Annotated in this window: 20 protein-coding genes; 9 read left to right on the forward strand and 11 right to left on the reverse strand. The window is 73.2% G+C overall.

Annotated elements, in window-relative coordinates; genetic code table 11:
• Positions 1-159 precede the first annotated feature (159 nt).
• Complete coding sequence (locus tag AC27IY_RS26635) at positions 160-2,196, forward strand: spermine/spermidine synthase domain-containing protein (protein WP_423448507.1); 2,037 nt, start codon at positions 160-162, stop codon at positions 2,194-2,196.
• Positions 2,197-2,206: 10 nt separating this feature from the next.
• Here AC27IY_RS26635 and AC27IY_RS26640 read toward each other — a convergent pair whose 3' ends face one another.
• Positions 2,207-3,754, reverse strand: coding sequence for an LCP family protein (locus AC27IY_RS26640; protein ID WP_487179508.1), 1,548 nt, complete (start codon positions 3,752-3,754; stop codon positions 2,207-2,209).
• A 139-nt stretch (positions 3,755-3,893) separates the two neighbouring features.
• Positions 3,894-5,009: a neutral zinc metallopeptidase gene (locus AC27IY_RS26645; protein WP_487179509.1), complete on the reverse strand. Its 1,116-nt coding sequence runs from the start codon at positions 5,007-5,009 to the stop codon at positions 3,894-3,896.
• 573 nt (positions 5,010-5,582) lie between these two features.
• Between AC27IY_RS26645 and AC27IY_RS26650 the strand changes: the two genes are divergently transcribed.
• A complete protein-coding gene (locus tag AC27IY_RS26650; protein ID WP_344219107.1) occupies positions 5,583-6,455 on the forward strand; it encodes a LysR family transcriptional regulator in 873 nt (290 codons plus the stop codon).
• Between the two features lie 280 nt (positions 6,456-6,735).
• Here AC27IY_RS26650 and AC27IY_RS26655 read toward each other — a convergent pair whose 3' ends face one another.
• On the reverse strand, positions 6,736-8,127 hold the full coding sequence (locus AC27IY_RS26655; protein ID WP_487179510.1) for a sensor histidine kinase: 1,392 nt from the start codon (positions 8,125-8,127) through the stop codon (positions 6,736-6,738).
• On the reverse strand, positions 8,120-8,794 hold the full coding sequence (locus AC27IY_RS26660; protein WP_329576095.1) for a response regulator transcription factor: 675 nt from the start codon (positions 8,792-8,794) through the stop codon (positions 8,120-8,122). The genes AC27IY_RS26655 and AC27IY_RS26660 overlap by 8 nt, the downstream gene beginning before the upstream one ends.
• A gap of 127 nt (positions 8,795-8,921) precedes the next feature.
• On the opposite strand from AC27IY_RS26660, the gene AC27IY_RS26665 reads away from it, so the two are divergent.
• The 3 genes from AC27IY_RS26665 to AC27IY_RS26675 are packed head-to-tail and all read left to right on the forward strand — an operon-like array spanning position 8,922 to position 12,083.
• Complete coding sequence (locus AC27IY_RS26665) at positions 8,922-10,082, forward strand: LolA family protein (RefSeq protein ID WP_487179511.1); 1,161 nt, start codon at positions 8,922-8,924, stop codon at positions 10,080-10,082.
• 8 nt (positions 10,083-10,090) lie between these two features.
• Positions 10,091-11,080, forward strand: a complete 990-nt coding sequence (locus AC27IY_RS26670; RefSeq protein ID WP_487179512.1) for an ABC transporter ATP-binding protein — start codon at positions 10,091-10,093, stop codon at positions 11,078-11,080.
• The gene (locus AC27IY_RS26675; protein ID WP_423470631.1) at positions 11,067-12,083 is read left to right on the forward strand and encodes an ABC transporter permease subunit; all 1,017 of its coding nucleotides are present in this window, start codon (positions 11,067-11,069) and stop codon (positions 12,081-12,083) included. The genes AC27IY_RS26670 and AC27IY_RS26675 overlap by 14 nt, the downstream gene beginning before the upstream one ends.
• On the opposite strand, the gene AC27IY_RS26680 is transcribed toward AC27IY_RS26675, so the two are convergent.
• From AC27IY_RS26680 to AC27IY_RS26695, 4 genes are all read right to left on the reverse strand, one after another.
• Positions 12,020-12,523, reverse strand: coding sequence for a MarR family winged helix-turn-helix transcriptional regulator (locus AC27IY_RS26680; RefSeq protein WP_487179513.1), 504 nt, complete (start codon positions 12,521-12,523; stop codon positions 12,020-12,022). The genes AC27IY_RS26675 and AC27IY_RS26680 overlap by 64 nt on opposite strands.
• The gene (locus tag AC27IY_RS26685; protein ID WP_487179514.1) at positions 12,520-13,977 is read right to left on the reverse strand and encodes an MFS transporter; all 1,458 of its coding nucleotides are present in this window, start codon (positions 13,975-13,977) and stop codon (positions 12,520-12,522) included. Before AC27IY_RS26685 ends, AC27IY_RS26680 begins: the two co-directional genes overlap by 4 nt.
• A gap of 183 nt (positions 13,978-14,160) precedes the next feature.
• Positions 14,161-14,892: a YcnI family copper-binding membrane protein gene (locus AC27IY_RS26690; RefSeq protein WP_487179515.1), complete on the reverse strand. Its 732-nt coding sequence runs from the start codon at positions 14,890-14,892 to the stop codon at positions 14,161-14,163.
• A gap of 49 nt (positions 14,893-14,941) precedes the next feature.
• Positions 14,942-15,484 (reverse strand): MFS transporter, encoded by a 543-nt coding sequence (locus tag AC27IY_RS26695; protein WP_344219089.1) that lies wholly within the window; start codon positions 15,482-15,484, stop codon positions 14,942-14,944.
• A 113-nt stretch (positions 15,485-15,597) separates the two neighbouring features.
• Between AC27IY_RS26695 and AC27IY_RS26700 the strand changes: the two genes are divergently transcribed.
• On the forward strand, positions 15,598-16,104 hold the full coding sequence (locus AC27IY_RS26700) for a hypothetical protein (protein ID WP_487179517.1): 507 nt from the start codon (positions 15,598-15,600) through the stop codon (positions 16,102-16,104).
• On the opposite strand, the gene AC27IY_RS26705 is transcribed toward AC27IY_RS26700, so the two are convergent.
• From AC27IY_RS26705 to AC27IY_RS26715, 3 genes are read right to left on the reverse strand one after another with little or no spacing between them, the layout of a single operon-like run.
• Positions 16,098-16,877: an ABC transporter ATP-binding protein gene (locus AC27IY_RS26705; RefSeq protein WP_487179519.1), complete on the reverse strand. Its 780-nt coding sequence runs from the start codon at positions 16,875-16,877 to the stop codon at positions 16,098-16,100. The genes AC27IY_RS26700 and AC27IY_RS26705 overlap by 7 nt on opposite strands.
• Before the next feature lie 2 nt (positions 16,878-16,879).
• The gene (locus AC27IY_RS26710) at positions 16,880-17,668 is read right to left on the reverse strand and encodes an ABC transporter permease (RefSeq protein ID WP_487179520.1); all 789 of its coding nucleotides are present in this window, start codon (positions 17,666-17,668) and stop codon (positions 16,880-16,882) included.
• Positions 17,661-18,392 (reverse strand): ABC transporter permease, encoded by a 732-nt coding sequence (locus AC27IY_RS26715; RefSeq protein WP_487179521.1) that lies wholly within the window; start codon positions 18,390-18,392, stop codon positions 17,661-17,663. The genes AC27IY_RS26710 and AC27IY_RS26715 overlap by 8 nt, the downstream gene beginning before the upstream one ends.
• 323 nt (positions 18,393-18,715) lie before the next feature.
• Here AC27IY_RS26715 and AC27IY_RS26720 point away from each other — a divergent pair, with 323 nt between their 5' ends.
• The 3 genes from AC27IY_RS26720 (at position 18,716) to AC27IY_RS26730 (ending at position 22,437) form a co-directional block, all read left to right on the forward strand.
• Positions 18,716-19,657, forward strand: coding sequence for an alpha/beta hydrolase (locus AC27IY_RS26720; RefSeq protein ID WP_344219079.1), 942 nt, complete (start codon positions 18,716-18,718; stop codon positions 19,655-19,657).
• A gap of 91 nt (positions 19,658-19,748) precedes the next feature.
• Positions 19,749-20,585, forward strand: coding sequence for a siderophore-interacting protein (locus AC27IY_RS26725; RefSeq protein ID WP_423448485.1), 837 nt, complete (start codon positions 19,749-19,751; stop codon positions 20,583-20,585).
• Between the two features lie 181 nt (positions 20,586-20,766).
• Positions 20,767-22,437 (forward strand): serine/threonine-protein kinase, encoded by a 1,671-nt coding sequence (locus AC27IY_RS26730; protein ID WP_487179522.1) that lies wholly within the window; start codon positions 20,767-20,769, stop codon positions 22,435-22,437.
• Positions 22,438-22,460: the final 23 nt, after the last annotated feature.

A 22,460-nucleotide genomic window follows, 5' to 3' on the forward strand; every position in this document is an offset into this window, starting at 1 on the left:
GGGAGCGAGTCACCCCACCTTGCTCCATCCGGCGGGGCCCGTCCAGCGCCTTCGACAGGCTTGACCTGCGAAAACGCCGCAAAAACCGCGAAGCGGACGACATTTCTTCCGGCCTGTCAGGCTTCCATGATCCCGGTCCGTTCACTACCGTGAGGCTCCATGACGCTCCAGGCGCGCACGCCGGTCGACGACGGAGAGAAGGCCCACTGGCTGGCGGTGCGGCCGAGGCTCGTCCTCGCCAGCGCCTTCATGCTCTTCCTGGAGCTGGCGCTGATCCGCTGGACCGGGTCGAACATCGTCCACCTGAGCTACTTCACGAACTTCGTGCTGCTCGGGTCGTTCCTCGGCATCGGGCTCGGGTTCCTGCGGGTGGGGCGCTCGCGGCGGCAGCCGTACTACTCGCCGGTCGTGCTCGCCGCGCTCGCCATCGTGGTGCTGGCCTTCCCCGTCACCGTCGACCGCGACACCGAGGGCGTCCTCTACTGGACGAGCCTGTCCACCACCGGGCCGCCCGCCTGGCTCATCCTGCCGGTCATCTTCTGCGCCGCCGCGCTCGTCCTCATGGGGCCCGCCGAGCTGGTCGGCCGCTGCTTCCCCGAGCTGCCCCGCCTGGAGGCCTACCGGTACGACCTCATCGGCAGCCTCACCGGCATCGCGGCGTTCACCGCGCTGTCGTTCCTGAGCGCGCCGCCGGTCTTCTGGGCGCTGATCGCGGCCGTCTGCTACGGCGTGCTGCTCGTGCCCCGGCCGCGCTCGCTCTACCTCGGGCTGGTCACCGTGCCCTCCCTGGCCGTCGTCGGGCTGCTGCTCACCGAGACGCTCACGGCCGGGGCGGTCTGGTCGCCGTACTACAAGGTCACCGCCAAGCCGATGACGGTGCTCGGGGTGCCCGTCACCGACATCGCGGTCAACGGCATCCCGCACCAGCAGGCCGTGCCCGCCGCCGCCCGGCTGCAGTGGGAGGCCCAGTACGGGCTGCCGTACGAGCGGGCCTCCAAGCCGCCCCAGGACGTGCTCATCGTCGGCGCGGGCAGCGGCACCGACGTCGCGATCGCGCTGTCCAAGGGCGCCCGGCGGGTGGACGCCGTCGAGATCGACCCCAAGCTGCGCGAGCTGGGCGGCTCGGTGCACCCCGACCGCCCCTACGACGACCCCCGCGTCACCACGCACATCACCGACGGGCGGGCCTTCCTTGAGCGCGGCGGCGGCTCCTACGACCTGATCCTGTTCGCGCTGCCCGACTCGCTCACCCTCGTCTCCGGGGCCAGCTCGCTGCGGCTGGAGAGCTACCTGTTCACCGAGGAGGCCATGCGGGCCGCCCGCGCCCACCTCAAGCCCGGCGGCACGTTCTCGATGTACAACTACTACCGCGAGAGCTGGCTGGTGGACCGGCTCGCCGCCACCATGCAGCGCGCCTTCGGCCACAAGCCGTGCGTGGACGTCGTCAGCACCGCCGGGCAGCAGGCCGTCATCACCGCCGGGTTGACGGCCGCCGACCAGCGCTGCGCCGCCGAGTGGCCCGGCGCCGCCGCGGGCACGCCGCCGCCCGCCGACGACGACCGGCCCTTCCTCTACCTGCACGACGCGACGATCCCGCCGCTCTACCTCGTCACGCTCGGGCTCATCCTCGCCGTCAGCCTGCTCGCCGTCCGCGTCGTCGCCGGGCCCTACCGGCGGATGCGCCCCTACAGCGACCTGTTCCTGCTGGGCGTGGCGTTCATGCTGCTGGAGACCAAGAGCGTGACCGGCTTCGCGCTGCTGTTCGGCACCACGTGGGTGGTCAACGCCGTCGTCTTCGCCGGCGTGCTGGTCGCGGTGCTCGCCGCCGTCGAGATCACCCGCCGTTTCCGCACCCCGCCGCTACCCGTCATGTACGCCGTGCTGCTGGCCGGCCTGGCGCTCGCCTGGTTCGTCCCGAACGCCTGGCTGCTGTCGCTGCCGGTGCCGCTGCGCGCCCTGGCCGCCGTCACGGTCGCGTTCCTGCCGATCTTCGCGGCCAACGTGGTCTTCGCCAAGCGCTTCGCCGAGACCGCCGACGCCACCACGTCCTTCGGCGCGAACCTGCTCGGGGCGATGGTCGGCGGCTGCCTGGAGTACGCGGCCCTCGTGATCGGCTACAAGGGCCTGCTCGTGGTCGCCGCCCTGCTGTACGTCGGCGCCTTCGCCCTGCTGCCCCGCAGGAGTGCCGCCGCCTGACGCGACCTCGTCAGAGGCCGCAGAGCTCGTCCAGGGACTTGGCGCCGGCCTTCTGGGTGTTGCGGGTGGGCGTCTGCGTCGGCGCCGCTGCCCGGGTCTGCGTCGGCGACGTCGAGGGGGCGGTGACGCTCGGGGAGGCGGTGACGTTCGCCGTCTGGGCCTGGCGGGGCGGGCGCATGGAGTCGGAGATCGCCTTCTTGGTGGCCTGGCGGATCTTGGCCCAGTCGGGGCGGCCCGAGTAGAACTCCGGCGGCACGAACTGCAGGCTGGTGATCTTGGCGTCCTTGACCTTGACGGCCAGCTCCATGATCGGCGGGAGCAGCGGCTGCGGGATGTTCGTCTGCGCCATGCGCTTGGCCGCGCCGGCGATCTTCCTGAAGTTGGTGAGGATGACCTGGGGCGTGGCCTGCTGGGCGAAGGCGCCGATGACGCAGCGCTGGCGGGCCATACGGGAGAAGTCGTCGCTGTTGACGCGGGAGCGGCCGTACCAGAGGGCCTGCTCGCCGCTGAGGCGCCGGTAGCCGGCCTTGATGGTGCCGGCGGTGCCGTAGAGGCCGCCCCACTTGACGTCCGACTCCACGTGGACCTTCAGGCCGCCGATGGCGTCCACGAGGGCGGCGAAGCCGTACATGTTGATGAGGGCGTAGTAGTCGATCTTGAGGCCGAGGGTGTAGCCGATGGCGTCCATCAGCGCCCGCGGGCCCATGTTCTTGCCGCCCATGATCTGCGGGTTGTCGTTGGCGTACTGCCAGACCTCGTTGAGCAGGCCGCCGTTGGGCAGCTCGGCCATGTAGCCGTTGGGGAACTGCTTGTGCAGCGGCGAGCTGGCAGGGAAGTGCACGTGCTGGAGGTTGCGCGGCAGGCTGAACAGCACCGTGTTGCCGGTCTTGATGTCGATGCTGGCCACGTTCATGCTGTCGGTGCGCACGCCGGTGCGGTTGCCGGCCGCGTCGCCGCCGATGAGCAGGAAGTTGACGCGGGTCCTGCCGGCCCAGGGGTCCTCGGGGTTGTGCGCGACCGTCGGCGTGCCCGGGTCGGAGGAGGACGGGAAGATGTTCCCCAAGGTGTCGCGCACGGTGATCATGGTGTTGGCGACGAACGCGAACGGCGCCATCACCGCCACGCACAGCACACCCACGACGATGCCGGTCAGGATCTGGCCCTGCTGGTTGAGCCGCTTGGGGCTGAGCACCACGTACGAGCTGACCACGATGGCGAACCAGGCCAGCGCGAGCGCCGAGGCGGTGATGATCACCGCGAGCATCATCCCGTCGCCGACGAACGCGGCGGCGTCGGCCAGGTTACGGGTCAGCCCGAAGGCGAGGGCGCCGAGCAGCAGCACCGCGTACACGCTGATGAGGATCAGCCCGGTACGGCGGCGCCCGGCGCGCAGGTGAGCGGCGCCGGGCGCGACGGCCGACAGCGCGGTCCAGCCGAGCACGGAGGCGGGCGTGAGCGGCCGGGCGAAGCGGGGGGCGCCAGGGGCCGGGCGGGGCCTGCGCGCCGGGCCTTCCTTTCTGCCTCCAGGCACGGTGCCCTCCCCGTCGCGCTTTCTCACACCGGCTCCTTCAGACGCCTACCAGGCAGAACGGCCCCCATGCGGGGACAAGAATGCCAGGATTCTAGTCCCCATATCTGGACAACACAGACACTTGCCCAAGTCGAGATGAACTCCGCGCGGATTTCACAGGAGGCTTTCAGGACACCGTGGAGGACGGAGCCATCCACGTGTTGCACTGGTAAACCTTGTTCTTCTCCCATCCCTGACGGAACCAGCGGTTGTTGTTGGCGGGCGTCCCGTGGTCGCGCGGATAGCCCGGATAATCGCCCACCTGGCCGTAGAACCAGTACAGCCGGCTGCGCAGCGACGTGGTCACCGGATAGGTGGCGGCGACCGAGCGCATCCACATGCCGCCGAGGCAGGTGGCCTGCAGCTCCAGCCGCCTGCTGAGCCCGAGCTTGGTGCTCCGGCTGGAGGAGGCCAGCGTGCTGTCCCACCAGGAGTTCATCAGGCCCGTGACGTTCTGGACGTGGTGGCCGTACTCGTGGGCCATCATGCTGATGATGCCGCCGTGCCAGGAGATGATCTGGCCGTAGCCGCGGGCGTTGCCGTTGCCGCGCGCCATCGCCGAGGTCGAGGCGTAGATCGTGGAGTTGCGCGGGCAGTAGTACGGCACCATGCTCCCGGCGCTCGGGTAGTCGCCGCAGGCGCCCCGGCCCCGGCCGGAGGCGATGGCGTAGCCCGGAGGCCGGAAGTCGAAGCCCTGCTTCTCCAGGATCGGGCCCCACGCCCGGTCCATGCACTTGCCCGTCTTCAGGATCAGCGCCTTGAGCTGGCTGTGGCTGAAGATGCTCGCGTTGCCCGCCCGGCAGGGGATCCGGGGCAGCGTGCCCGCCCGGTAGAGGCTGTTGTTCTTGAGGCTCGTGTTGACCTGCACCTGCGCCGGCGGCGTCACCGTCTCCTCCGGGGTGCGGGTCGGCTGCTCGGTCGGCCGGCGGGTCGGCGGCCGGGTGGCGCGGCTGCGCTCCGGCGTGGGCTCGTACGTCGGGACCGCGATCGGCGTCGTCGTCTCCGACCGCGACGAGCTCTTCAGCAGGGCCGCGCCGACGACGATCAGCACGAACAGCGCCGCCAGCGAACCGAACACCGCGCCGAGCACCCCGATGACGCCCATGCCCGACTTGCGGCGCGGCGGCGGCTGCCACTGCCGCGGCGGCATCGGGGGCGGTGGCGGAGGTGGCGGCGGGGGAGGGGGCGCGGGCTGCCGGTAGTGCTGCGCGTACTGCGGCGGCGGGGGAGGCGGCGGTGGCATCTGCTGCGTGTAGGGCCGCGTCGGGCCGCCCTGCGGCGGGTACGGCGGCTGCCCCGGCCCCTGCGGCGGGTGCCCCGGCCCCTGCGGTGGCTGTGCGGGACCCGGCGGCGGGTAGCCGGGGCCCTGGGGTGGGTAGCCGGGGTTCTGCGGCGGATGACCGGGCCCCTGGGGTGGGTAGCCGGGGTTCTGCGGCGGATGGCCGGGCCCCTGGGGCGGGTAGGCGGGCGGGGGCGCCTGGGGAGGCGGTCCGTACGGACCGGCCTGCGGCTGCTGCTGCCGGCCGTGCCCGGGCGGCGGCCACGGCAGCGCGGGTGGCCTCTGTGGCTGACCGGGCCCTTGTGGCGGGGGTGGATATTGCCCGTTACCTGTCACCCTGTCTCCCCGTTTGCCCCGTTGTCCCATTGCCGAGCTTTGTCCGGCGACTTGACGGACCCTTGGCAAATTTGGGGCAAAAGCATACTGATTTATCACCCGTCACGGATGTAGCAGTGCACGGTCACAGTCCGAAATCATTCGAGGTGATCTCGGTTATCTTTCGGTCTGCGGAGCGGGTGGTGTCCTAGCTTTCTTGGCATGAATCTCCAGCAGCTCCGCTATGTGGTCGCGACTGCGGAGCACCGCACCATGACCGACGCGGCCAGGTCGCTGTACATCGCGCAGCCCGCGCTCTCCCGCGCGATCCGCGATCTCGAGCGCGAGCTCGGCATGACCCTGTTCGCCCGTTCCGGCCGCGGCGTCGTCGTCACCGCGCAGGGCCGGCGGGTGGTCAAGCTGGCACGGGAGGCGCTCGACGCCGTCCACGAGATCGAGGGCCTGGCCCAGCACACCGGCGCGTCCGACGCCGAACTGCGCATCGCCTCGACGCCCAGCCTGGAGCCCGGTCTGGCGGGGCGGCTGTTGCCCGCCTACGCCGCCGAGCACCCCGGTGTACGCGTCCAGATCGTGCGCTGCGAAGGCCGCGAAGCGGTCGTCAGCGCCATCAGGGACCAGCGGGCCGACCTCGGTCTCACCGATCTGCCGGTGCCCGCCGACCTCGTCACCCACCCCCTCGAACGCCAGGAGATCGTGCTGATCTCCCCGCCCGGGCTCGAACTGCCCAACCCGGTGCCGATGGGCAGGCTGCACGGCATGCGCCTGGCCCTCCCGGCCCGCGGCAGCACCCGGCGCAGGGAGCTCGACGCGATGTTCGGCAGGTACGCCGTCACCCCGACGGTCGTACTGGAGACCGACGAGCGCAACGGCTGGCTCAACGCCGTCCGCGCCGGCCGGGCCTCGCTCCTGTGGTACCGCGGCATGGCCGAGCAGGCCGCCCGCTCGGGCCTCGTGGTGCGCTCGCTCGAACCGGCCGTGCGGCGCGTCATCGCCGTCGTGCACGCCCGTCGCCGCCTGCCGCTGATCGCCCAGGACTTCCTGGCCACCGCGGAGAAGGGAACGACCGCCGCCTGACCCACCGAACCGGGGAACGCTCCACTCACCCCTGAATCCCCCGACACGGACGACCCCCCGAGAACCCTCACCCCCACCCCAACCCCCCTACAGAAACCCCCAACCGCACCGAAGCGCACCGACAAGGCCCGGCATCCGTCCGAGCCCGGGGCCCGGCGACGCGGCCCGGCCCCCGAGGGAGCCCCTTCCAGCGGCCCCTCATCCAGCCCCCAGAGCACGGCCTCGCCCTTCTCCGGCGACGGCGGCCGGGGGCAGATCCTCCCCGGGACACGGGAACACCTCATCGGGACACGGGAAGCCGCACCACCGCACGCAGTCCGGGCGCGGCGTCCTCCAGGACCACCGTGCCGCCGTGCGCCCGCACGGTCTCGCGCACGATGGCCAGCCCGAGCCCGGTGCCGCCCTCGTCCCTGCTCCGCCCGGAGTCGAGCCTGGTGAAGCGGTTGAACACCCGCTCGCGGTCCTGCTCCGGGATGCCGGGACCGTCGTCGGTGACGGTCAGCACGCCGTCGGCGGTCAGCGCCACCTCGACCTTCGAGGAGGTGTGCCGTACGGCGTTGTCCATGAGGTTGGTCAGCACCCGGCTCAGGTCGAGCGCGTCGCCGCGGACCACGACCGGGTCGCAGACCGTCAGCCGGGCCTCGGCGTAGCGGTCCACGACCCGGCGTACGACCTCGTCGAGCTCCACCGGCTCGCGCCTGGCCGGGACGCCGCCGCGCTCGTCCAGCCGGGCCAGCGCGAGCAGGTCCTCGGCCAGCCGGGACAGGCGCAGGGTGTCCTCCAGCACGCCCTCGGCGGTCTCCTGCCAGTCCTGCCCCTCGGGGTGGCCGAGCGCGACCTCCAGTTGCAGCCGGATGCTGGCGAGCGGGCTGCGCAGCTCGTGCGCGGCGTCGGAGACGAGCGCCCGCTGACGCTGCTCGGCCTCCTCCAGCCTGGCCAGCATGTCGTTGAGCGTGGTGGCCAGGTGGTGCACCTCGTCGCGGGAGGCCGGCACCGGCAGCCGCCGGGAGCGCGCCGTGTGCGTGATCTCGGCGGCGCCGCGGCGCAGCGCCGCGATCGGGCGCAGCGTGCGGCCGATCATCAGCCAGCTCGCCACGGCGAGCAGCACCACCAGCGCGGGCGTGCCCACCATCAGGACCCGGCCGGCCGTGCCGAGGCTGGTGCGGATCTCGCTGATGGACCGCGCCGCGAGCACGGTCTGGCCGCGGTCCGCGCGCAGCACGACCACGTGCAGGAAACCCGGGACGGCGTACGGCCGCCCGTCCACCTCCACGGCCTTGCCGGACTCCAGCGCCCGTGCCCGGCCGGCGGCGTCGAGCAGCGGCACCAGCCGGTCGGCGCCGTACGTCACGTGCGTGATCCGGTTCCGCGCGTCGAGCACCTGCACGATCGTGCCGTCGTGGGTGGTGATCGGCGTGGTGAGCGTGCCGGAGTCGGCCGCCACGCGTACGACGTCCGCCTGCCGCCTGGTGCCGTCGTCCACGGTCGCCATCAGCGCCCGGTCGAGGACGCTGAGCAGCACCGACGCCGACAGCGCCAGCGCCAGCGCGAGCACCGCGACGGCGACCGCCGACAGCCGGAAGCGCAGCCCCTGCCGCCGCCACCACGCCAGCGGCGAGCCGGGCGACCTGTCAGCCACCGTCACCCGCTGGTCGGGCGACCCGTCAGCCACCGTCGCCCGCCAGCCGGTAGCCGGCGCCGCGCACGGTCTGCAGCGCGTTTCTGCCGAAGGGGACGTCGATCTTGCGGCGCAGGTAGCCGACGTACACCTCGACGACGTTGGGGTCGGTGTCGAAGGTATCCCAGACGTGCTCCAGGATCTCCGACTTCGACACCACCTCGTCGCGCCGCCGCAGCAGGTACTCCAGCAGCGCGAACTCCCGCGGCGTCAGCTCGATCGCGGTGCCGTCGCGCTCCACCCGCCGCCGCGCCGGGTCCAGCGACAGGTCGCCGGCCTGCAGGACCGCCGGGCGCCGGCCCGCGTCGCGGCGCAGCAGCGCCCGCAGCCGGGCCACCAGCACCACGTACGAGAACGGCTTGGTCAGGTAGTCGTCGGCGCCCAGGTCGAGCCCGTCGGCCATGTCGTACTCGCCGTCCTTGGCCGACAGCATGAGGATCGGCACCCAGTTCTCCTCGGCGCGCAGGCGCTTGCAGACGTTGTAGCCGGACAGCCGGGGCAGCATGATGTCGAGCACCACGACGTCGTAGTCGCCGTGGCGGGCCGCGTGCAGCCCCTCCTCGCCGTCGTGGGCGAGATCCACGGCGAAGCCCTCGGCCTGGAGCCCGCGCTGGAGCGCCGCCGCCATCCGCCGCTCGTCCTCGACGACCAGTACCCTCATGCGGTGATTCTCCCGTTCTGTCGCTGAGAGCGCGCTGAGAAGACTGAGAGGGGTCTCAGACAGTCTCAGGTCCGCCTAAGGATGCCTCACGCAGGCTAGGGCCATCGACATACCGTTAAGGAGTGAGATGCGTAGAGGCACGCTCGTGAGGTGGGGAGTCCCGATCGCGGCGGCGGCCGTGATCGGAGCCGCGATCGGCGCCGGCCCCGTCATCGCCGCGGTGAGCGGCGAGCCCACGCTGCCGGAGCGCTCGGCCGAGCAACTGCTCGCCGACGCCGCGGCGGCCACCGCCAAGGACCAGGGCATGAGGCCGATGTCGGGCACCGTGCAGCAGACCGCTTCGCTCGGTCTGCCCGCGTTGCCCGTCACCGGCGGGGACACCGGCCCGCTCAGCCTGTTGTCCGGCACACACGAGGTGAAGGTCTGGTACGGCGGCGAGAACAAGATCCGCGTCGCCATGCCCACCCACCTCAACGAGACCAACCTGATCTACAACGGCGACCAGTCCTGGTACTGGGACAGCGCCGCCAACACCGCCACCCGGCTGCGGATCAAGGCCGACGACGGCGAGAAGCACGGGCTGCCGACGCCGCAGCCGACCGACGTGACGCCGCAGCAGGCGGCGCAGCGGCTGCTCGCCCAGGTGGACGAGCACACCGCGGTCCGGGTGATCAACAACGCCGAGGTGGCCGGCCGGCCGGTCTACCAGCTCGTCCTGGCCCCCAAGGCGGGCAGCTCGCTGGTGCAGGAGGTGCGGATCGCGCTCGACGGCGAGACGTACATGCCGCTCCAGGTGCAGCTCTACGCCAAGGGGTCGGCCGAACCCGCCTACCAGGTGGGCTTCACCCAGGTGACCTTCACCCCGCCGGCCCCGGAGAACTTCACCTTCACCCCGCCCCCGGGCGCCAAGGTGAAGGAGGCCACGATCGGCGAGGAGAGCATCGGCGCGAAGGCCGAGGAGCGCGCCGAGCACGCCGCCGACATGGCCGGCAAGGCCAAGCTGGTCGGCGACGGCTGGACGACCGTCGCGGTCGTGCCGTTCTCCCTCTCCGACCTCAAGGCCGAGGCGGCCGGGCAGGACGGGCAGACCGGGCAGGACGGCCGGGGCGCGCAGGCGAACGCGCTCGTGGACAGCGTGCTCAAGTCCGCCACCCCGGTGAGCGGCACGTGGGGCTCCGGCAAGCTGATCAGGACGAAGCTGCTGACCGCCCTGCTGACCGACGACGGCCGCCTGCTGGCCGGCGCGGTCACCCCGGAGGAGCTCGTCCGCGTGGCGGGGACGAAGTGACACCAGCAGTGACATCCGTCACCGGCACGACGCAGGAAGCGGGGGCGCCCTTCGGGGCGGCCCCGCCCGCCGGCGACCGCTCCGCCGCCATCGTCACCCGCGGCCTCACCAAACGTTTCCGCGGCGGCCAGGTGGCCGTGGACGCGCTGGACCTGACCGTGCCGCGCGGCTCCGTGTACGGCTTCCTCGGGCCCAACGGCTCGGGCAAGACCACCACGATCCGCATGCTGCTCGGCCTGGTCACGCCCACGGCCGGCGCGTACGAGGTGCTCGGCCTGCCGCCCGCCAGGGCGCTGCCGCGCGTGGGGGCGCTGGTCGAGGGGCCGGCGTTCTACCCGTACCTGTCGGGCGCGGCCAACCTCATGCGCTTCGACGCCGCCGACCCGTCGGCGCGCCGCGCCACCGCCCGGCGGCGGGTCGCCGACGCGCTCGACCGGGTCGGGCTGTCGGCCGCGGCCGGCAAGCGCTACCGGACGTACTCGCTCGGCATGCGCCAGCGGCTGGCCATCGCCGCCGCCCTGCTCGGGCCGCGCGAGCTGCTCGTCCTGGACGAGCCCACCAACGGGCTCGACCCGCAGGGCACCCGCGAGGTGCGCGCCCTCGTCAAGGAGATCGCCGCCGACGGCACCACCGTCTTCGTCTCCTCGCACCTGCTGGCCGAGATCGAGCAGATGTGCACGCACGCGGCGATCATGCGGGCCGGCCGGCTGGTCGTGCAGGGCACGATCGCCTCGCTGAGCGCCGGCCGGGTCCCGCTCATCCGCGTCGAGACGCCGGACGCGGCCGAGGCGGCGCGGGTGCTCGGCGAGCTCGGCCTGACCGGCGTACGGGCGGGCGCGGGCGAGGTCACCGCCGAACTCGGCGGTCAGCGGCCCGAGATGATCAATGCCGCTCTGGTGGGGCAGGAGGTGGCGGTACGAGGGCTCGCGGTCGTCCGGCCGAGCCTCGAGGACGTGTTCGTCGGACTGACAGGAGAGGGATTCGATGTCGACGGCTGAGACCCGTACCCAGGCGGGCGCGGGCACCGCCGCGGCCGAGCAGCTGCGCCGCATGCCCGGCCTGGTGCCGGTGACGGAGACCCTGCGCACCGTTGCACGCCGCCCGCCCGAGCCCTTGGCCGGCGACGCCGGGGAGGACGCCGGCGGGGCCGTCGGAGAGCCCGCGGCCGGAGAACGCCGGATCGGCGCGTTCTGGCGGCTGCTCGGCTCGGAGCTGAGCCTGACCTTCCGCCGCCCCCGCAACATGGCGCTGCTCGCGGTGCTCGGCGTCGTCCCCGTCATCCTCGGCATCGGCCTGCGGTTCGCCTCGGGCACGGCCGGCGACGGCGAGATGGGCGGCATCGTCCAGAACCTCGCCGGCAACAGTCTCATGCTCACGTTCCTGTCGTTCTCGTTCCTCGTGCTGCTGCTCATGCCGGTGGCGGTGAGCGTGGTGGCGGGCGACGCGATCGCCGGCGAGGCGGGCGGCGGCACCCTGCGCTACCTGCTGGCCGCTCCGGTGGGCCGGGGACGCCTGCTGGCGGTCAAGTACCTCAACGCGGTCGTCTTCGGCTACGCGGTCACCGCCGTCGTGGCCGTGACGGCGCTGCTGACGGGGCTCGCGCTGTTCCCCGGCGGCTCGGTGACGCTGCTGTCCGGCACCACGATCACGATGGGGGAGGGGCTGCTGCGCATCCTGCTCGCCGTCGGCTACGTGGGCGCCGCCATGGCCGCGCTGGCCGCCGTCGCGCTGGCGCTGTCGACCTTCACCGAGGTCGCCATCGGCGCCATCGCGGGGACCCTGGTGCTGCTGGTCGTCTGCCAGGTGGTGCGCGCGGTGCCGGCGCTCGAGCCGGTCACGCCGTACCTGCTGCCGACCAGGTTCACCGCGTTCGACGCGGTGCTGCGCGACCCCGTCGACTTCGCGGCGCTCCGCGACGGGCTGCTGTCCTTCGCCGCCTACATCGCGCTGTTCGGCTCGATCGCCTGGGCCCGCTTCTCCGGCAAGGACATCACGTCCTGAGCGGCCCCGGCGGAGCCGGCCGCGGCCATGACGCGGTCGAGGGCGGCCAGGTCGTCGGCACTGAGGGCGACGAGGGCGTCCGGAGGGCGGGCCAGGATGCGATCGGCCCGCTCCGCGGCGGCCCGCCCCGCCTCGGTGAGCGTGACGATCCTGTGGCGGCGGTCGTCGGGATGGACGGTGCGCCGCACGTAGCCGCGGCTCTCCAGGTCGTCGACCACCAGCGTCGTGTACGGCCGGTCGGTGCCCAGCCAGGCCGTCAGCTCGCGCATGGTCAGCGGGCCGGGCAGCAGCCGGCGCAGCGCCTTGGCGCGCGAGAAGCTCATGCCGAGGGCGTCGGCGACCTCCTTGCGGCGGTCGTCCTCCAGCACCAGCGCGCGCATCGCCGCCCACACGCGGGCGAGCGCCGCGGCGCGGTCGTCGGGGGCCTCCGGGTCGTTCACGCGGGGCCTCCGTCCTGGATGAGCCGCTCGGCGGTGCGGGCGGCGCTCCGCTCGGCCCGGGGGCCCGTGGTGAGGACGCCGAGCAGCAGGATCGTCGCGCCGCAGCCGGCGCCCACCCACCAGCCGATGTGGCTGGCCTGCGGGAAGCCGGTGGGCAGCGGGCCGCGTACGGCGGAGGTGACCAGCGCGCCGATCACCGCCACGCCTAGCGACTGACCGATCTGCCGGCTCGTGGAGGCCACGGCGGCGGCCACCCCCGCCTGGGCGACCGGCATCCCGGAGACGGCGGTGTTGGTGATGGGCGCGTTGAGCATCCCGAACCCCAGCCCGAACAGCACGTACGCGGTCAGCAGCTGCCAGAGCGGCGTGTGCGCGGTCAGGCCGGTCATCATGAGCATGCTGGCCGTGAGCCCCACCCCGGCGACGACCAGCGGGACGCGCGGCCCGGCCGTGCCGACCAGGCGGCCGGACACCGGCGAGCACACCGCCGTGAGCGCGGCCATGGGCAGCGTCAGCAGACCGGCGTGCAGGGCCGAGTAGCCGAGGCTCTCCTGCAGGTAGAGGGTGTTGAGGAAGAGGAAGCCGCCGAGCGCGGCGAAGCCGCACACCGCGATCAGCGTGGCCCCCGCGAACGGCGCGCTGCGGAAGAAGCGCGGGTTGATCAGCGGCTCGCGGCGGCGCAGCTCGTACGGCACCAGCACCGCCAGCGCCAGCGCGGCGAGCGCGAAGCAGCCCAGCGTCTGCGCCGACCCCCAGCCGGCGGCGGGCGCCTCGATCAGCCCGTACGTGAGGCTCGCCAGCAGCACGACGACCAGGGCCTGTCCCACGACGTCCACCGGACGGGGGCGCGGCGCGCGCGACTCGGGCACGAACAGCGCGCACAGCACGAGCGCCGCCAGCCCGACCGGGATGTTGATCCAGAAGATGGACCGCCAGCCGACCGAGGCCACGAGCGCGCCGCCGAGCGGCGGCCCGAGCGCCATGCTGATGCCGACGACCGCGCCCCACACGCCGATCGCGCGGGCCCGGCTGCGCGGCTCGGTGAAGGTGTTGGTGATGATCGACATGGCGACCGGGTTGAGCATCGAGCCGCCGACGGCCTGCAGGGCGCGGGCCGCGACCAGCCACCCCAGGCTCGGCGCGAGCGAGCAGGCGAGGGAGCCCAGCGTGAACAGCACGAGCCCGGTCTGGAAGGTGCGCCGCCGGCCGACGCGGTCGCCGGTCGAGCCGGCCAGCATGAGCAGCGAGGCCAGCACGACGGTGTAGGCGTCGATGATCCACTGCAGGCCGGAGACGGAGGCGCCGAGGTCGCGCCGGATGGACGGCAGCGCGATGTTCACGATCGTGTTGTCCAGCCCGACGATGAACAGGCTGGTGCAGCAGATGGCCAGGACGAGCATCGGCCTCACGGGCCGGACCTGCCGGGCGCGGAGGCCGAGGTTCGTCAATGCCATGAAACGATTATATTGCCGTAACTAACTTTCTCCGCCCGCCGACGAGGCCGGGCGGGCGGATGAGGAGCCGGCGGCGAGGCCGCCGGGCGGGCGGATCGGGAGCGAGGACGGCCGCGCCGCCGCGCCGCGTGGGCGGGCGGATTCGGGAGCGAGGACGGCCGCGCCGCCGGGCGGGTGCGCGGGTCAGGCGCTCGGGCGGCGGCGGAGGCCGAGGGCGCCGATGATGACGCCGATCACGCCCACCGCGAGGCCCGCTCCGCCCAGCAGCCGGGCGGTGCCGTCCGTGCCGCCGTCCGTCGAGGCCGCCACCGCGGTCGCGGTCATGCTCGGCACGGCGGAAGCGGGGGCCGTGCGCGGGGCGACGGCGCCGTGACCGTCGTCGCCGGTGGCCGGGGTGAGCTTGAGCAGCGGCGCCGGGTGCTCGGCCTCCGTGCCGTCGGTCTTGGGCGCCTCGGACCAGTCGACGACCTCACCGCTGGAGTAGGTCTGCTTCGTCGGGAAGACGAGCTGGTCGGTGTCGGTGGGCAACTGGCCCATGGACACCTCGAACTCCTGGAACTGCCCCGGCTCGATCTTGCCGCCGGACCAGACGACCTTGGTCACGGCCTCCTTGAGCTCGCCGTACTGGGTCTTGACCGGCGTGGGCAGCTTGCCCTCGGTGACCTTCACCTTCCATCCGGGCACGGGCTTGACCGACACGAACGCCAGCGGGTGGTCGGCGGGGAAGGTGACCTCGATCGTGGTGGTCGAGGCGTCGTCACGCTCGTTCGGCACCCGGAAGGCGACCTTGGTGAAGCCGCCCTGCTCGGCGGAGCCTGGCTGGATGGTGACGTGGGCGAGGGCGGGCAGGGCGAGCCCGGCGGTGAGTGCGGTGGCGGCGGCGATCACGGTCGCGGCCCGGCGTACGAAGGACATGCGGAAACTCCACTTGAGAGGAAAGGGAAGAACAGGGGTGTCAGAACGGTCAGGCGGGAAGTGGAGGACCGCGCCTGGCCAGGCAGTGCCGGAGAACCGGCGAGAGAGGGACGGCCCGCGCGGCGGCCACCGGCGGGCGGGGCCGCACGGCGGGCACGGCGACCGGCCGCAGCAGCGTGAGCCGCCGCCCGGCCCGCCGGAGCAGGGCCCACAGCGCGGCCTCGCCGCGCGCCAGCCACACCCCTGTGAGAAGCGTGGCCGTGAGATGGGCGGCCAGCATGCCGGCGTTGACCGCGAGCCCCTGCCCGTGCCCGTGCACGGGGACGTAGGCGATGTCCTGGGAGCCGGCCCGTGCGAACAGCTCGTGCAGCCCGAGCTGCGCGCCGACGAGCACGACGTTGACGACCGGGGCCGAGCGCTCCCGGCCGGTCAGCGCGAGCCCCAGCCCGGCCGACGCCGCGAGCCCCAGCCCGGCGGCCCACGGAGCGGGCCCGGAGCCGCCGCCCACCAGGTGGGCGAGGGCGGCGAGGGTCACGCAGACGGCGGAGAAGGCCGCCGTCCGCGCCAGCCTCAGGGGGAGTCGCGCGCGCATGGGTGTGCCCCATCGTCTCACGGGGCAGGGTTGCCTGTGGCCTCAACCGGGCGATGCCTGGGCGTTGCACACTGTTTGTCGCTAGGGTCGTGCCGATCTACGTTGACATAGAGGTGAGAACGTTGCGGCACTTAGGCGGTTTCCTCATCGGGTTAGTGGTCACGGCGGCCGTCCTGGCGGGCGGCGGCTGGGCCGTGACGCAGGCCGCCGCGCAAGCCGCAGCGCACGTCACGGGGCAGGCCCCGGTCACCCCGGCCGACAACCAGAAGCTCTGGATCGCGCTCGGCGCGATGGCCGCGGTCGGCCTGGTGTACGGGCTCGTGGTGGCGGGCCGGGTCTCGCCGCTCGCCACCTTCGTGCCGTCCATGGCGCTGCTGTCCTGGACCGTCGTCTACGCGCTCGACCCGGCGCGCGCGATCTCCCTCGTCCCCGCAGAGCCGTCGGTGGACCAGATCGTCAGGGAGGCCGGCGCCGGCGCGCAGACCCTCCTGACGACGGGTGTGCTGGCCCTGCTGGGCGTGGCCCTGTTCATCCCCGTGCTGATGCCGTCGCGCTGGTCGCGCCCGTACGACGACGATGACGACGACTACGAGAGCTCCCAGGAGGGCGGCTACTACTGATCCGCTCCGGCAGGCCGGCCGTCGGCGAGCACCGTCTCGCCCTTGTAGAGGCGGGTGACGACGTCCTCGATGTCCGCGTCGGCCGGCGCGGTCGCCATCAGGTCCGCCAGCGTGCCGTCGAAGGCCAGCCGGCCGTGGTCGATGAGCATGACCCGGCGGCACAGCCGTTCGACGTCGCCGAGGTCGTGGGTGGTCAGCAGCACCGTGGTGCCCTGCTCGGCGTTGACCCGCAGCAGGAACTCGCGGATGCCGGCCTTGCTGACCACGTCGAGGCCGATGGTGGGCTCGTCCAGCACCAGCACCTCGGGCGCGTGCAGCAGCGCCGCCGCGAGATCGCCGCGCATGCGCTGGCCGAGGCTGAGCTGGCGCACCGGTGTGCGCAGGAACCCGCCCAGGTCGAGCGCGTCGGTCAGCTCCGCCAGCCGGGCGCGGAAGGCGGCCCGCTCGACCTTGTAGAGCAGCCGGATCAGCTCGAAGCTGTCGGCCAGCGGCAGGTCCCACCACAACGTGGTGCGCTGACCGAAGACCACCCCGATGCGCCGGGCGAGCGCGGTGCGCCGGCGCGAGGGGTCGAGCCCGGCCACGCGCACCCGGCCGGAGGTGGGCGTGAGGATGCCGCAGAGCATCTTGATCGTGGTGGACTTGCCCGCGCCGTTCGGCCCGAGGCAGCCGACGAACTCTCCGGCGGACACGGTGAACGACAGGTCGCGTACGGCGTGGACGACGTTCTTCCTGACCTTGAACGTGCGTCCCGCCCGGTCGAGCTCGATCATCGTCAACTCCCGGTGGATCGGTAGTGCCTGACGCCCCGCCGCCAGGCCAGCGCGGCCAGCAGGGCGAGGACCGGCGCGGCGACCGGCCCGAGGAAACGCATGAACTCCGGCGTGCCGAACGGGTCGTCGCGGCCCAGCACGTACAGGCCGGGCTGCCAGTTGACGAAGGCGAGCGGCAGCACGTACGTGACGCCGCGCACCAGGTCGCGCCCGTAGATGGCGAGGGGGTACTGGGTGAGCTGGTGGCCGCCGTAGGTGAAGGCGTTGACCACCTCGGGGGCGTCGGTCAGCGCGAACTGGGCCGCCCCGGCCAGCGTCCACAACGAGGTGAAGACGACGAGCCCCGTGGCCGTCATCACCGGCAGCATCCACAGCCGGCCGGGATCGATGTCGAGCGCCGCGACCGCCCAGACGAGCACCGCGGCGGCCTGCACGACCCGGCCGGCGCGGCTGGGGGTGAAGCGGTCGGTGGCGAGCTGCAGCCAGGCGCCAGCCGGCCGGATGAGGAAGGTGTCGAGGGTGCCGTCCTTGATGTGCCGGCTCACCCGGTCGAGATTGCTGACGAACAGGTCGCACAGCGTGAACGGCAGGCTCGCCGCCCCGTAGAGGAACAGCACCTCCTCACGGGAGAAGCCGGCGAGGCTGGTGGTGTTGGCGAAGACGACGAGGATGACGCCGAGGTCCATGGCGGCCACGGCCAGGCTGAGCACGGTCATCAGCCAGAACGAGACGGGATAGGCGGCCGCGGCCCGCGTCCACGTCCAGGCCAGCAGGAAATAGGTCCTAACCACCCTGGATCACCACCTTGTGGCGGATCGCCCGGGTGGCCAGGGCGCCGAGCCCGAGCAGCACGGCCGCCCAGAACGCCTGGAAGGCCAGGGACGGCAGGACGGGCGCGGTCCCGAGATAGAGGTCGGTGGGCACCTGGACCATGGCCGCCCACGGCAGCGCGGCGGCGAGGTCGCCGAGCGCGCCGGGGAAGATGTGCAGGGGCAGCATCATGCCGGAGAAGAACGTGCTGAGCACCAGCGACAGGACGGCCACCCCGCGGTCGTCGACGAGCCAGCAGACCGACAGCGCGACCAGGTAGCGCCAGCCGAAGCTGACCACGATCGCGAGCACGAGGCCGGCCAGGAACGCCGCCCACTGCCCGCCCGTGGCGGGCAGCGTGATCCCGAACACCGCCGCGCCGACCGCCATCGGCGGCAGGCCGCGCACCAGGAGCAGGTAGGCGGCCCGGCCGGTGTCCTCGGCCAGCGTCCAGAGCTGCAGCGGGGCGGGGCGGACCAGGTCGAGCGCGATGTCGCCGCTGCGGATGCGCTCGGGCAGGCCGAGGCCGCCGCCGAAGAGCTGCATCGGGGCGATGAGCGCCTGGGTGACGAAGCAGTAGGTGACGGCGTCGGTGAGGTCGTACCCGGCCAGGCCGGGGCGGGCCTGCCAGAGGGCGATGAGGATGTAGGCGCGCAGGATGCCGAACACGCTGTTGGTGAACGCTCCGGCGAGGGCGGCCCACACGTAGGTGGCGTGCTTGCGGAAGCCGTACCGGACGAGCCGGGCATAGAGCGGGAAGGTCTCGCACCTCCGGGGTGTGACGACACGGTGACGAACCGTGTCCGGGCCCGCGCGCGGGCCTGCCGATGGGAAAGCAGGGCATTATCCGTCGGTGGCCCGCGAGCCCGCAACGGATTTAACACGCCCTCGCCCTCGGAAATATTTAGGAAATATCCGGGTAAGAAATGAGATACCTACTGGCCGGTAGCGAGGGCCGTATCCGGGGGAATGAGACCTGTCGGAGGGTCGTTATGCGGATCAACGGGGATGTGGTACCCGAATACCCCTTGAGCTGGCAGGCCCGCGCGCTGACCGGAGTCATGTGGGGCACGCTGAAGCCGGCGTCCACGCTCCTCATGCGTCATCCGCTCGCGCTGGCCGGCGCCGCCCGCGTCGGCGAGCTCGCCCGGCTGGTGCAGGCGCCACAGCCGGCGCACGTGTCGATCGTGCCGGCCGCCTTCTCCGACTGCGGCGGCGAGTGGGTGCGCGGCGGTGAGGAGCTGGAGGAGAACAAGGTGCTGCTGTACTTCCACGGCGGCGGCTACTTCTCGTGCTCGCCGCGTACCCATCGCTCCATCACCTGGCGGCTGTCGGTGGTGGCCAGGCGCCCGGTGCTGGCGCTCGACTACCGGCAGGGGCCGGTGCACAAACTGGCCGACTCGCTGGCCGACGCCCTCGACGCCTACGAGTGCCTGCTGCGGCGCGGCCACGCCCCCGAGAACGTCATCGTCGCCGGCGACTCCGCAGGCGGGCACCTGACGCTGGCCACGCTGCTGGCGCTGCGCGACCGGGGCCTGCCGCTGCCCGCCGCCGCCGTCTGCATGTCGCCGTGGACCGACCTCACCGACATCCCGCGCCGCGCCAACCGCTGGCAGGACCCGCTGCTGCCGGCCAGCCGGGTGCGGTGGCTGGCCCGCCGCTGGACCGACGGGCTCGACCCCCGCGACCCGCTGGTCTCGCCGGTGCTCGGCGACTTCACCGGGCTGCCGCCGCTCATGATCATGACGGGCTCCACCGAGGTGCTGCGCGACGAGGGGCGGCGGGTGGCCGAGGCGGCGCGCCGCGCCGGGGTCCCCGTCCGGTACGAGGAGTGGCGGCGCATGCCGCACGTCTTCCCGATCCTCGCCGACGTGCTGCCCGAGGCGAGGATGGCCTTCCGGCACATCGCCAGGTTCCTCGCCGCGGCGGGAGCCAGGCCGGCGGTACGGGATGACGAGGCGGCGGCCTGAGCGTTGCCTGAATGAGGGGTCTTTCTGGCCCCGTTCGCCCGGCAGCGTGTAAGGTTAGGTATACCTTACTTGCGTCAGGGGGCAGTGACATATGGCTGACAGGCCCGTGGACCACCACCGGGGGATCGTCCAGCGGACCGAGCGGCTCTCGCCGCACATGGTCCGCGTCGTGGTCGGGGGCGACGGGCTGGCGGACTTCGCGACCTCCGGCCTCACCGACCACTACGTCAAGATCGTCTTTCCGTACGAGGGCGTCGAGTACCCCCGTCCGTTCAGCGTGAAGGCGTGCAGGGAGACCATGCCGCGCGAGGTGTGGCCGCGCCTGCGCACCTACACCGTGCGCGCCTGGGACCCCGACGCGCTGGAGCTGACGCTCGACTTCGTGGTCCACGGCGACGAGGGCCTCGCCGGCCCCTGGGCCGAGCGGGCCGCGCCCGGCGACGAGGTGTTCCTGCTGGGGCCGGGCGGCGGCTACGCGCCCTCCCCGGAGGCGGGCTGGCACCTCATGGTGGGCGACGAGAGCGCGCTGCCCGCCATCGCCGCCTCGCTGGAGGCACTGAAGGACGGGACGCTCGCGTACGTGCTCATCGAGGTGGAGGGGCCGCAGGACGAGCTGAAGCTCGGCACGGCGGCCGAGGCGCACATCACCTGGCTCTACCGGGGCGACCGCCCCGTGGGGGAGCGGCTGGTCACGGCCGTCCGCGAGCTGGAGTTCCCGGACGGGGACGTGCACGCGTTCGTCCACGGCGAGGCCGGCTTCGTCAAGGAGCTGCGCCGCCACCTGCGCGTCGAGCGCGGCATCCCGCTGGAGCGGCTGTCGATCTCCGGCTACTGGCGGCGCGGCGTGGACGACGAGGCCTGGCGCGAGGTCAAGCGCGACTGGAACAGGAAGGTCGAGGCCGAGGAGGCCGCGGCCCTCGCGAGCTGACGCCTCACCCCGGGGCCGGGGAACACCAGCCTCACCCGCAGCTTCCGGCCCTCCCCTTCCTCACCTGCGGGGAATGACCGCCTTACCTCCAATACCGCTTAAGTAAGACATGCGGACAGCCTCCGCGGATGCGGCCACAGTGTGCCTTGGCCGTGTTCCAGACAGGAGAGGCGAAATCCGGATGGCGCGTGGTGAGAGCGGCATGCCTCCCGGCGTGCGGCCCCTGGCGGCGGGCGACCCGGTCGTCATCGGCCGATATCCGCTCCTCGGCCGTCTCGGGGCGGGCGGGATGGGAGTCGTCTACCTGGCCGAGCACCCTCGGGGCGGCCTCGTCGCGCTCAAGACGCCGCACGCGGCGCACCTCCACGATGCCACGCTGCTGGCCCGCTTCGCCGAAGAAGTCGCCTTCTCACGCAGATTGGTGCCGTTCTGCACCGCCGCCGTGCTGGAGGACGGCGCCGACCACGAGCGGCCGTACCTCGTCACCGAGTACATCCCGGGGCCCGCGCTCTCGCAGGTCGTCCTCGCCACCGGACCCCTCGCGCCCGGCCTCGCCTACGGCGTCGCACTGGGGGCGGCGGCCGGTCTGGTGGCCGTGCACGAGGCGGGGTTCGTCCACCGCGACCTCAAGCCCGCCAACGTGCTGCTGTCGCCGCGCGGGCCGCGCGTCATCGACTTCGGCATCGCCCGCGACGTCACCGGCGAGCGCGGTGCGGACGCCCACACCCAGGCCGGGCAGGTCATGGGCAGCCCCGGCTGGGTCGCGCCCGAACGGCTGACCGGCGGCGACGCCCTCCCGGCGGCCGACGTGTTCGCGTGGGGGTGCGTGGTGGCGTTCGCCGCGTCCGGGCACCACCCGTACGGGAGCGGCCACGGGGGCGACGAGACGGAGGCGATCACCCGGCGCATCCTCTTCGAGCCGCCCCGGCTGGACCGCCTGCCCGTCCTGCTGCGGCCCGCCGTGGAGGCGGCGCTGGCCAAGGACCCCGGCCGGCGGCCCGACGCCGCGGAACTGCTGCGGGCGCTGCTGGCGGCGGGCGGGGTCGGCGTTCCGCGGGATCTGCGGCAGGCGGTGGAGGGGGTGCTCGGCCGGATCTGGACTCCGGTGCCGTACCCGGTGGGCGACGACCCACCGTCGGGGGAGTCCCCCGGACCGCCGGGGCCGTCGTCGGGGGAGCCGTCCGTGTCGCCGGCCGTGTCGCCGGCGGTGTCATCCGGGCAGCCGGCGAGCGCGGTGGCGTCCGGGCCGGGGGACGGGCGTCGCCGGGGGCGGGCGGGGGCTCAGCTGTCGCACGCGACCTTCGCCGCCCTCGCCACCGTCTCGATCGCGGCGGTCACCGTCATCGCCGCCGCGTCCGGTTCCGGGCAGGACGTGGAAGGCGGGTCCGTCGCGCCGCCGCCCGCCGTGGTGCCGCAGTCCAGCGCCGACTCCACCCTGCGTCCCCCCGCCACCCGCACCGGCGGCCCGCCGCCGCCCGGCCGCGCGGGCACCCCGAGGACGGTCCCGGCCGTCGCCACCCCCGCCGTCGTGCGCCCTTCCGGCCGGACCCCCACCGTGTACGTCACCCGCACCCGCACGGCGGCCACCGTCGCCGTCGTCACCCCGGCTCCCAACCGGGAGGACACCTCCCGGCCGCCCACCGCCGGCGAACCCGGCGGCCCCGAGCCGGGCGGCCCCGATCCGGGCGAGTGCGCGAACCCGGCGAGCCGGCGGCGCGGCGACGCGGCGGCCCGCCGCGACTGCCCGCGCCCGACCGCCTCGATCACCACGATCCCCCAGGACGGCCCCGGCGAGTCCCCGGACCCGTCCACGTCGGCCCAGCCGACGCCGACGGCCACGGGAAGCTCCTGACCGGGCCGGACGGGGGCACGGGT

The sequence above is a fragment of the Nonomuraea sp. B208 genome (genome assembly GCF_057536035.1).

Bases quoted from the DNA above. Each gene is read 5' to 3' on its own strand.
- AC27IY_RS26730 (WP_487179522.1), top strand. From the start codon at position 20,767: ATGGCGCGTGGTGAGAGCGGCATGCCTCCCGGCGTGCGGCCCCTGGCG.
- AC27IY_RS26725 (WP_423448485.1), top strand. From the start codon at position 19,749: ATGGCTGACAGGCCCGTGGACCACCACCGGGGGATCGTCCAGCGGACC.
- AC27IY_RS26685 (WP_487179514.1), bottom strand. From the start codon at position 13,977: ATGGCATTGACGAACCTCGGCCTCCGCGCCCGGCAGGTCCGGCCCGTG.
- AC27IY_RS26675 (WP_423470631.1), top strand. From the start codon at position 11,067: ATGTCGACGGCTGAGACCCGTACCCAGGCGGGCGCGGGCACCGCCGCG.
- AC27IY_RS26660 (WP_329576095.1), bottom strand. From the start codon at position 8,794: ATGAGGGTACTGGTCGTCGAGGACGAGCGGCGGATGGCGGCGGCGCTC.
- AC27IY_RS26635 (WP_423448507.1), top strand. From the start codon at position 160: ATGACGCTCCAGGCGCGCACGCCGGTCGACGACGGAGAGAAGGCCCAC.
- AC27IY_RS26705 (WP_487179519.1), bottom strand. From the start codon at position 16,877: ATGATCGAGCTCGACCGGGCGGGACGCACGTTCAAGGTCAGGAAGAAC.
- AC27IY_RS26650 (WP_344219107.1), top strand. From the start codon at position 5,583: ATGAATCTCCAGCAGCTCCGCTATGTGGTCGCGACTGCGGAGCACCGC.
- AC27IY_RS26695 (WP_344219089.1), bottom strand. From the start codon at position 15,484: ATGCGCGCGCGACTCCCCCTGAGGCTGGCGCGGACGGCGGCCTTCTCC.
- AC27IY_RS26665 (WP_487179511.1), top strand. From the start codon at position 8,922: ATGCGTAGAGGCACGCTCGTGAGGTGGGGAGTCCCGATCGCGGCGGCG.
- AC27IY_RS26690 (WP_487179515.1), bottom strand. From the start codon at position 14,892: ATGTCCTTCGTACGCCGGGCCGCGACCGTGATCGCCGCCGCCACCGCA.
- AC27IY_RS26645 (WP_487179509.1), bottom strand. From the start codon at position 5,009: ATGCCACCGCCGCCTCCCCCGCCGCCGCAGTACGCGCAGCACTACCGG.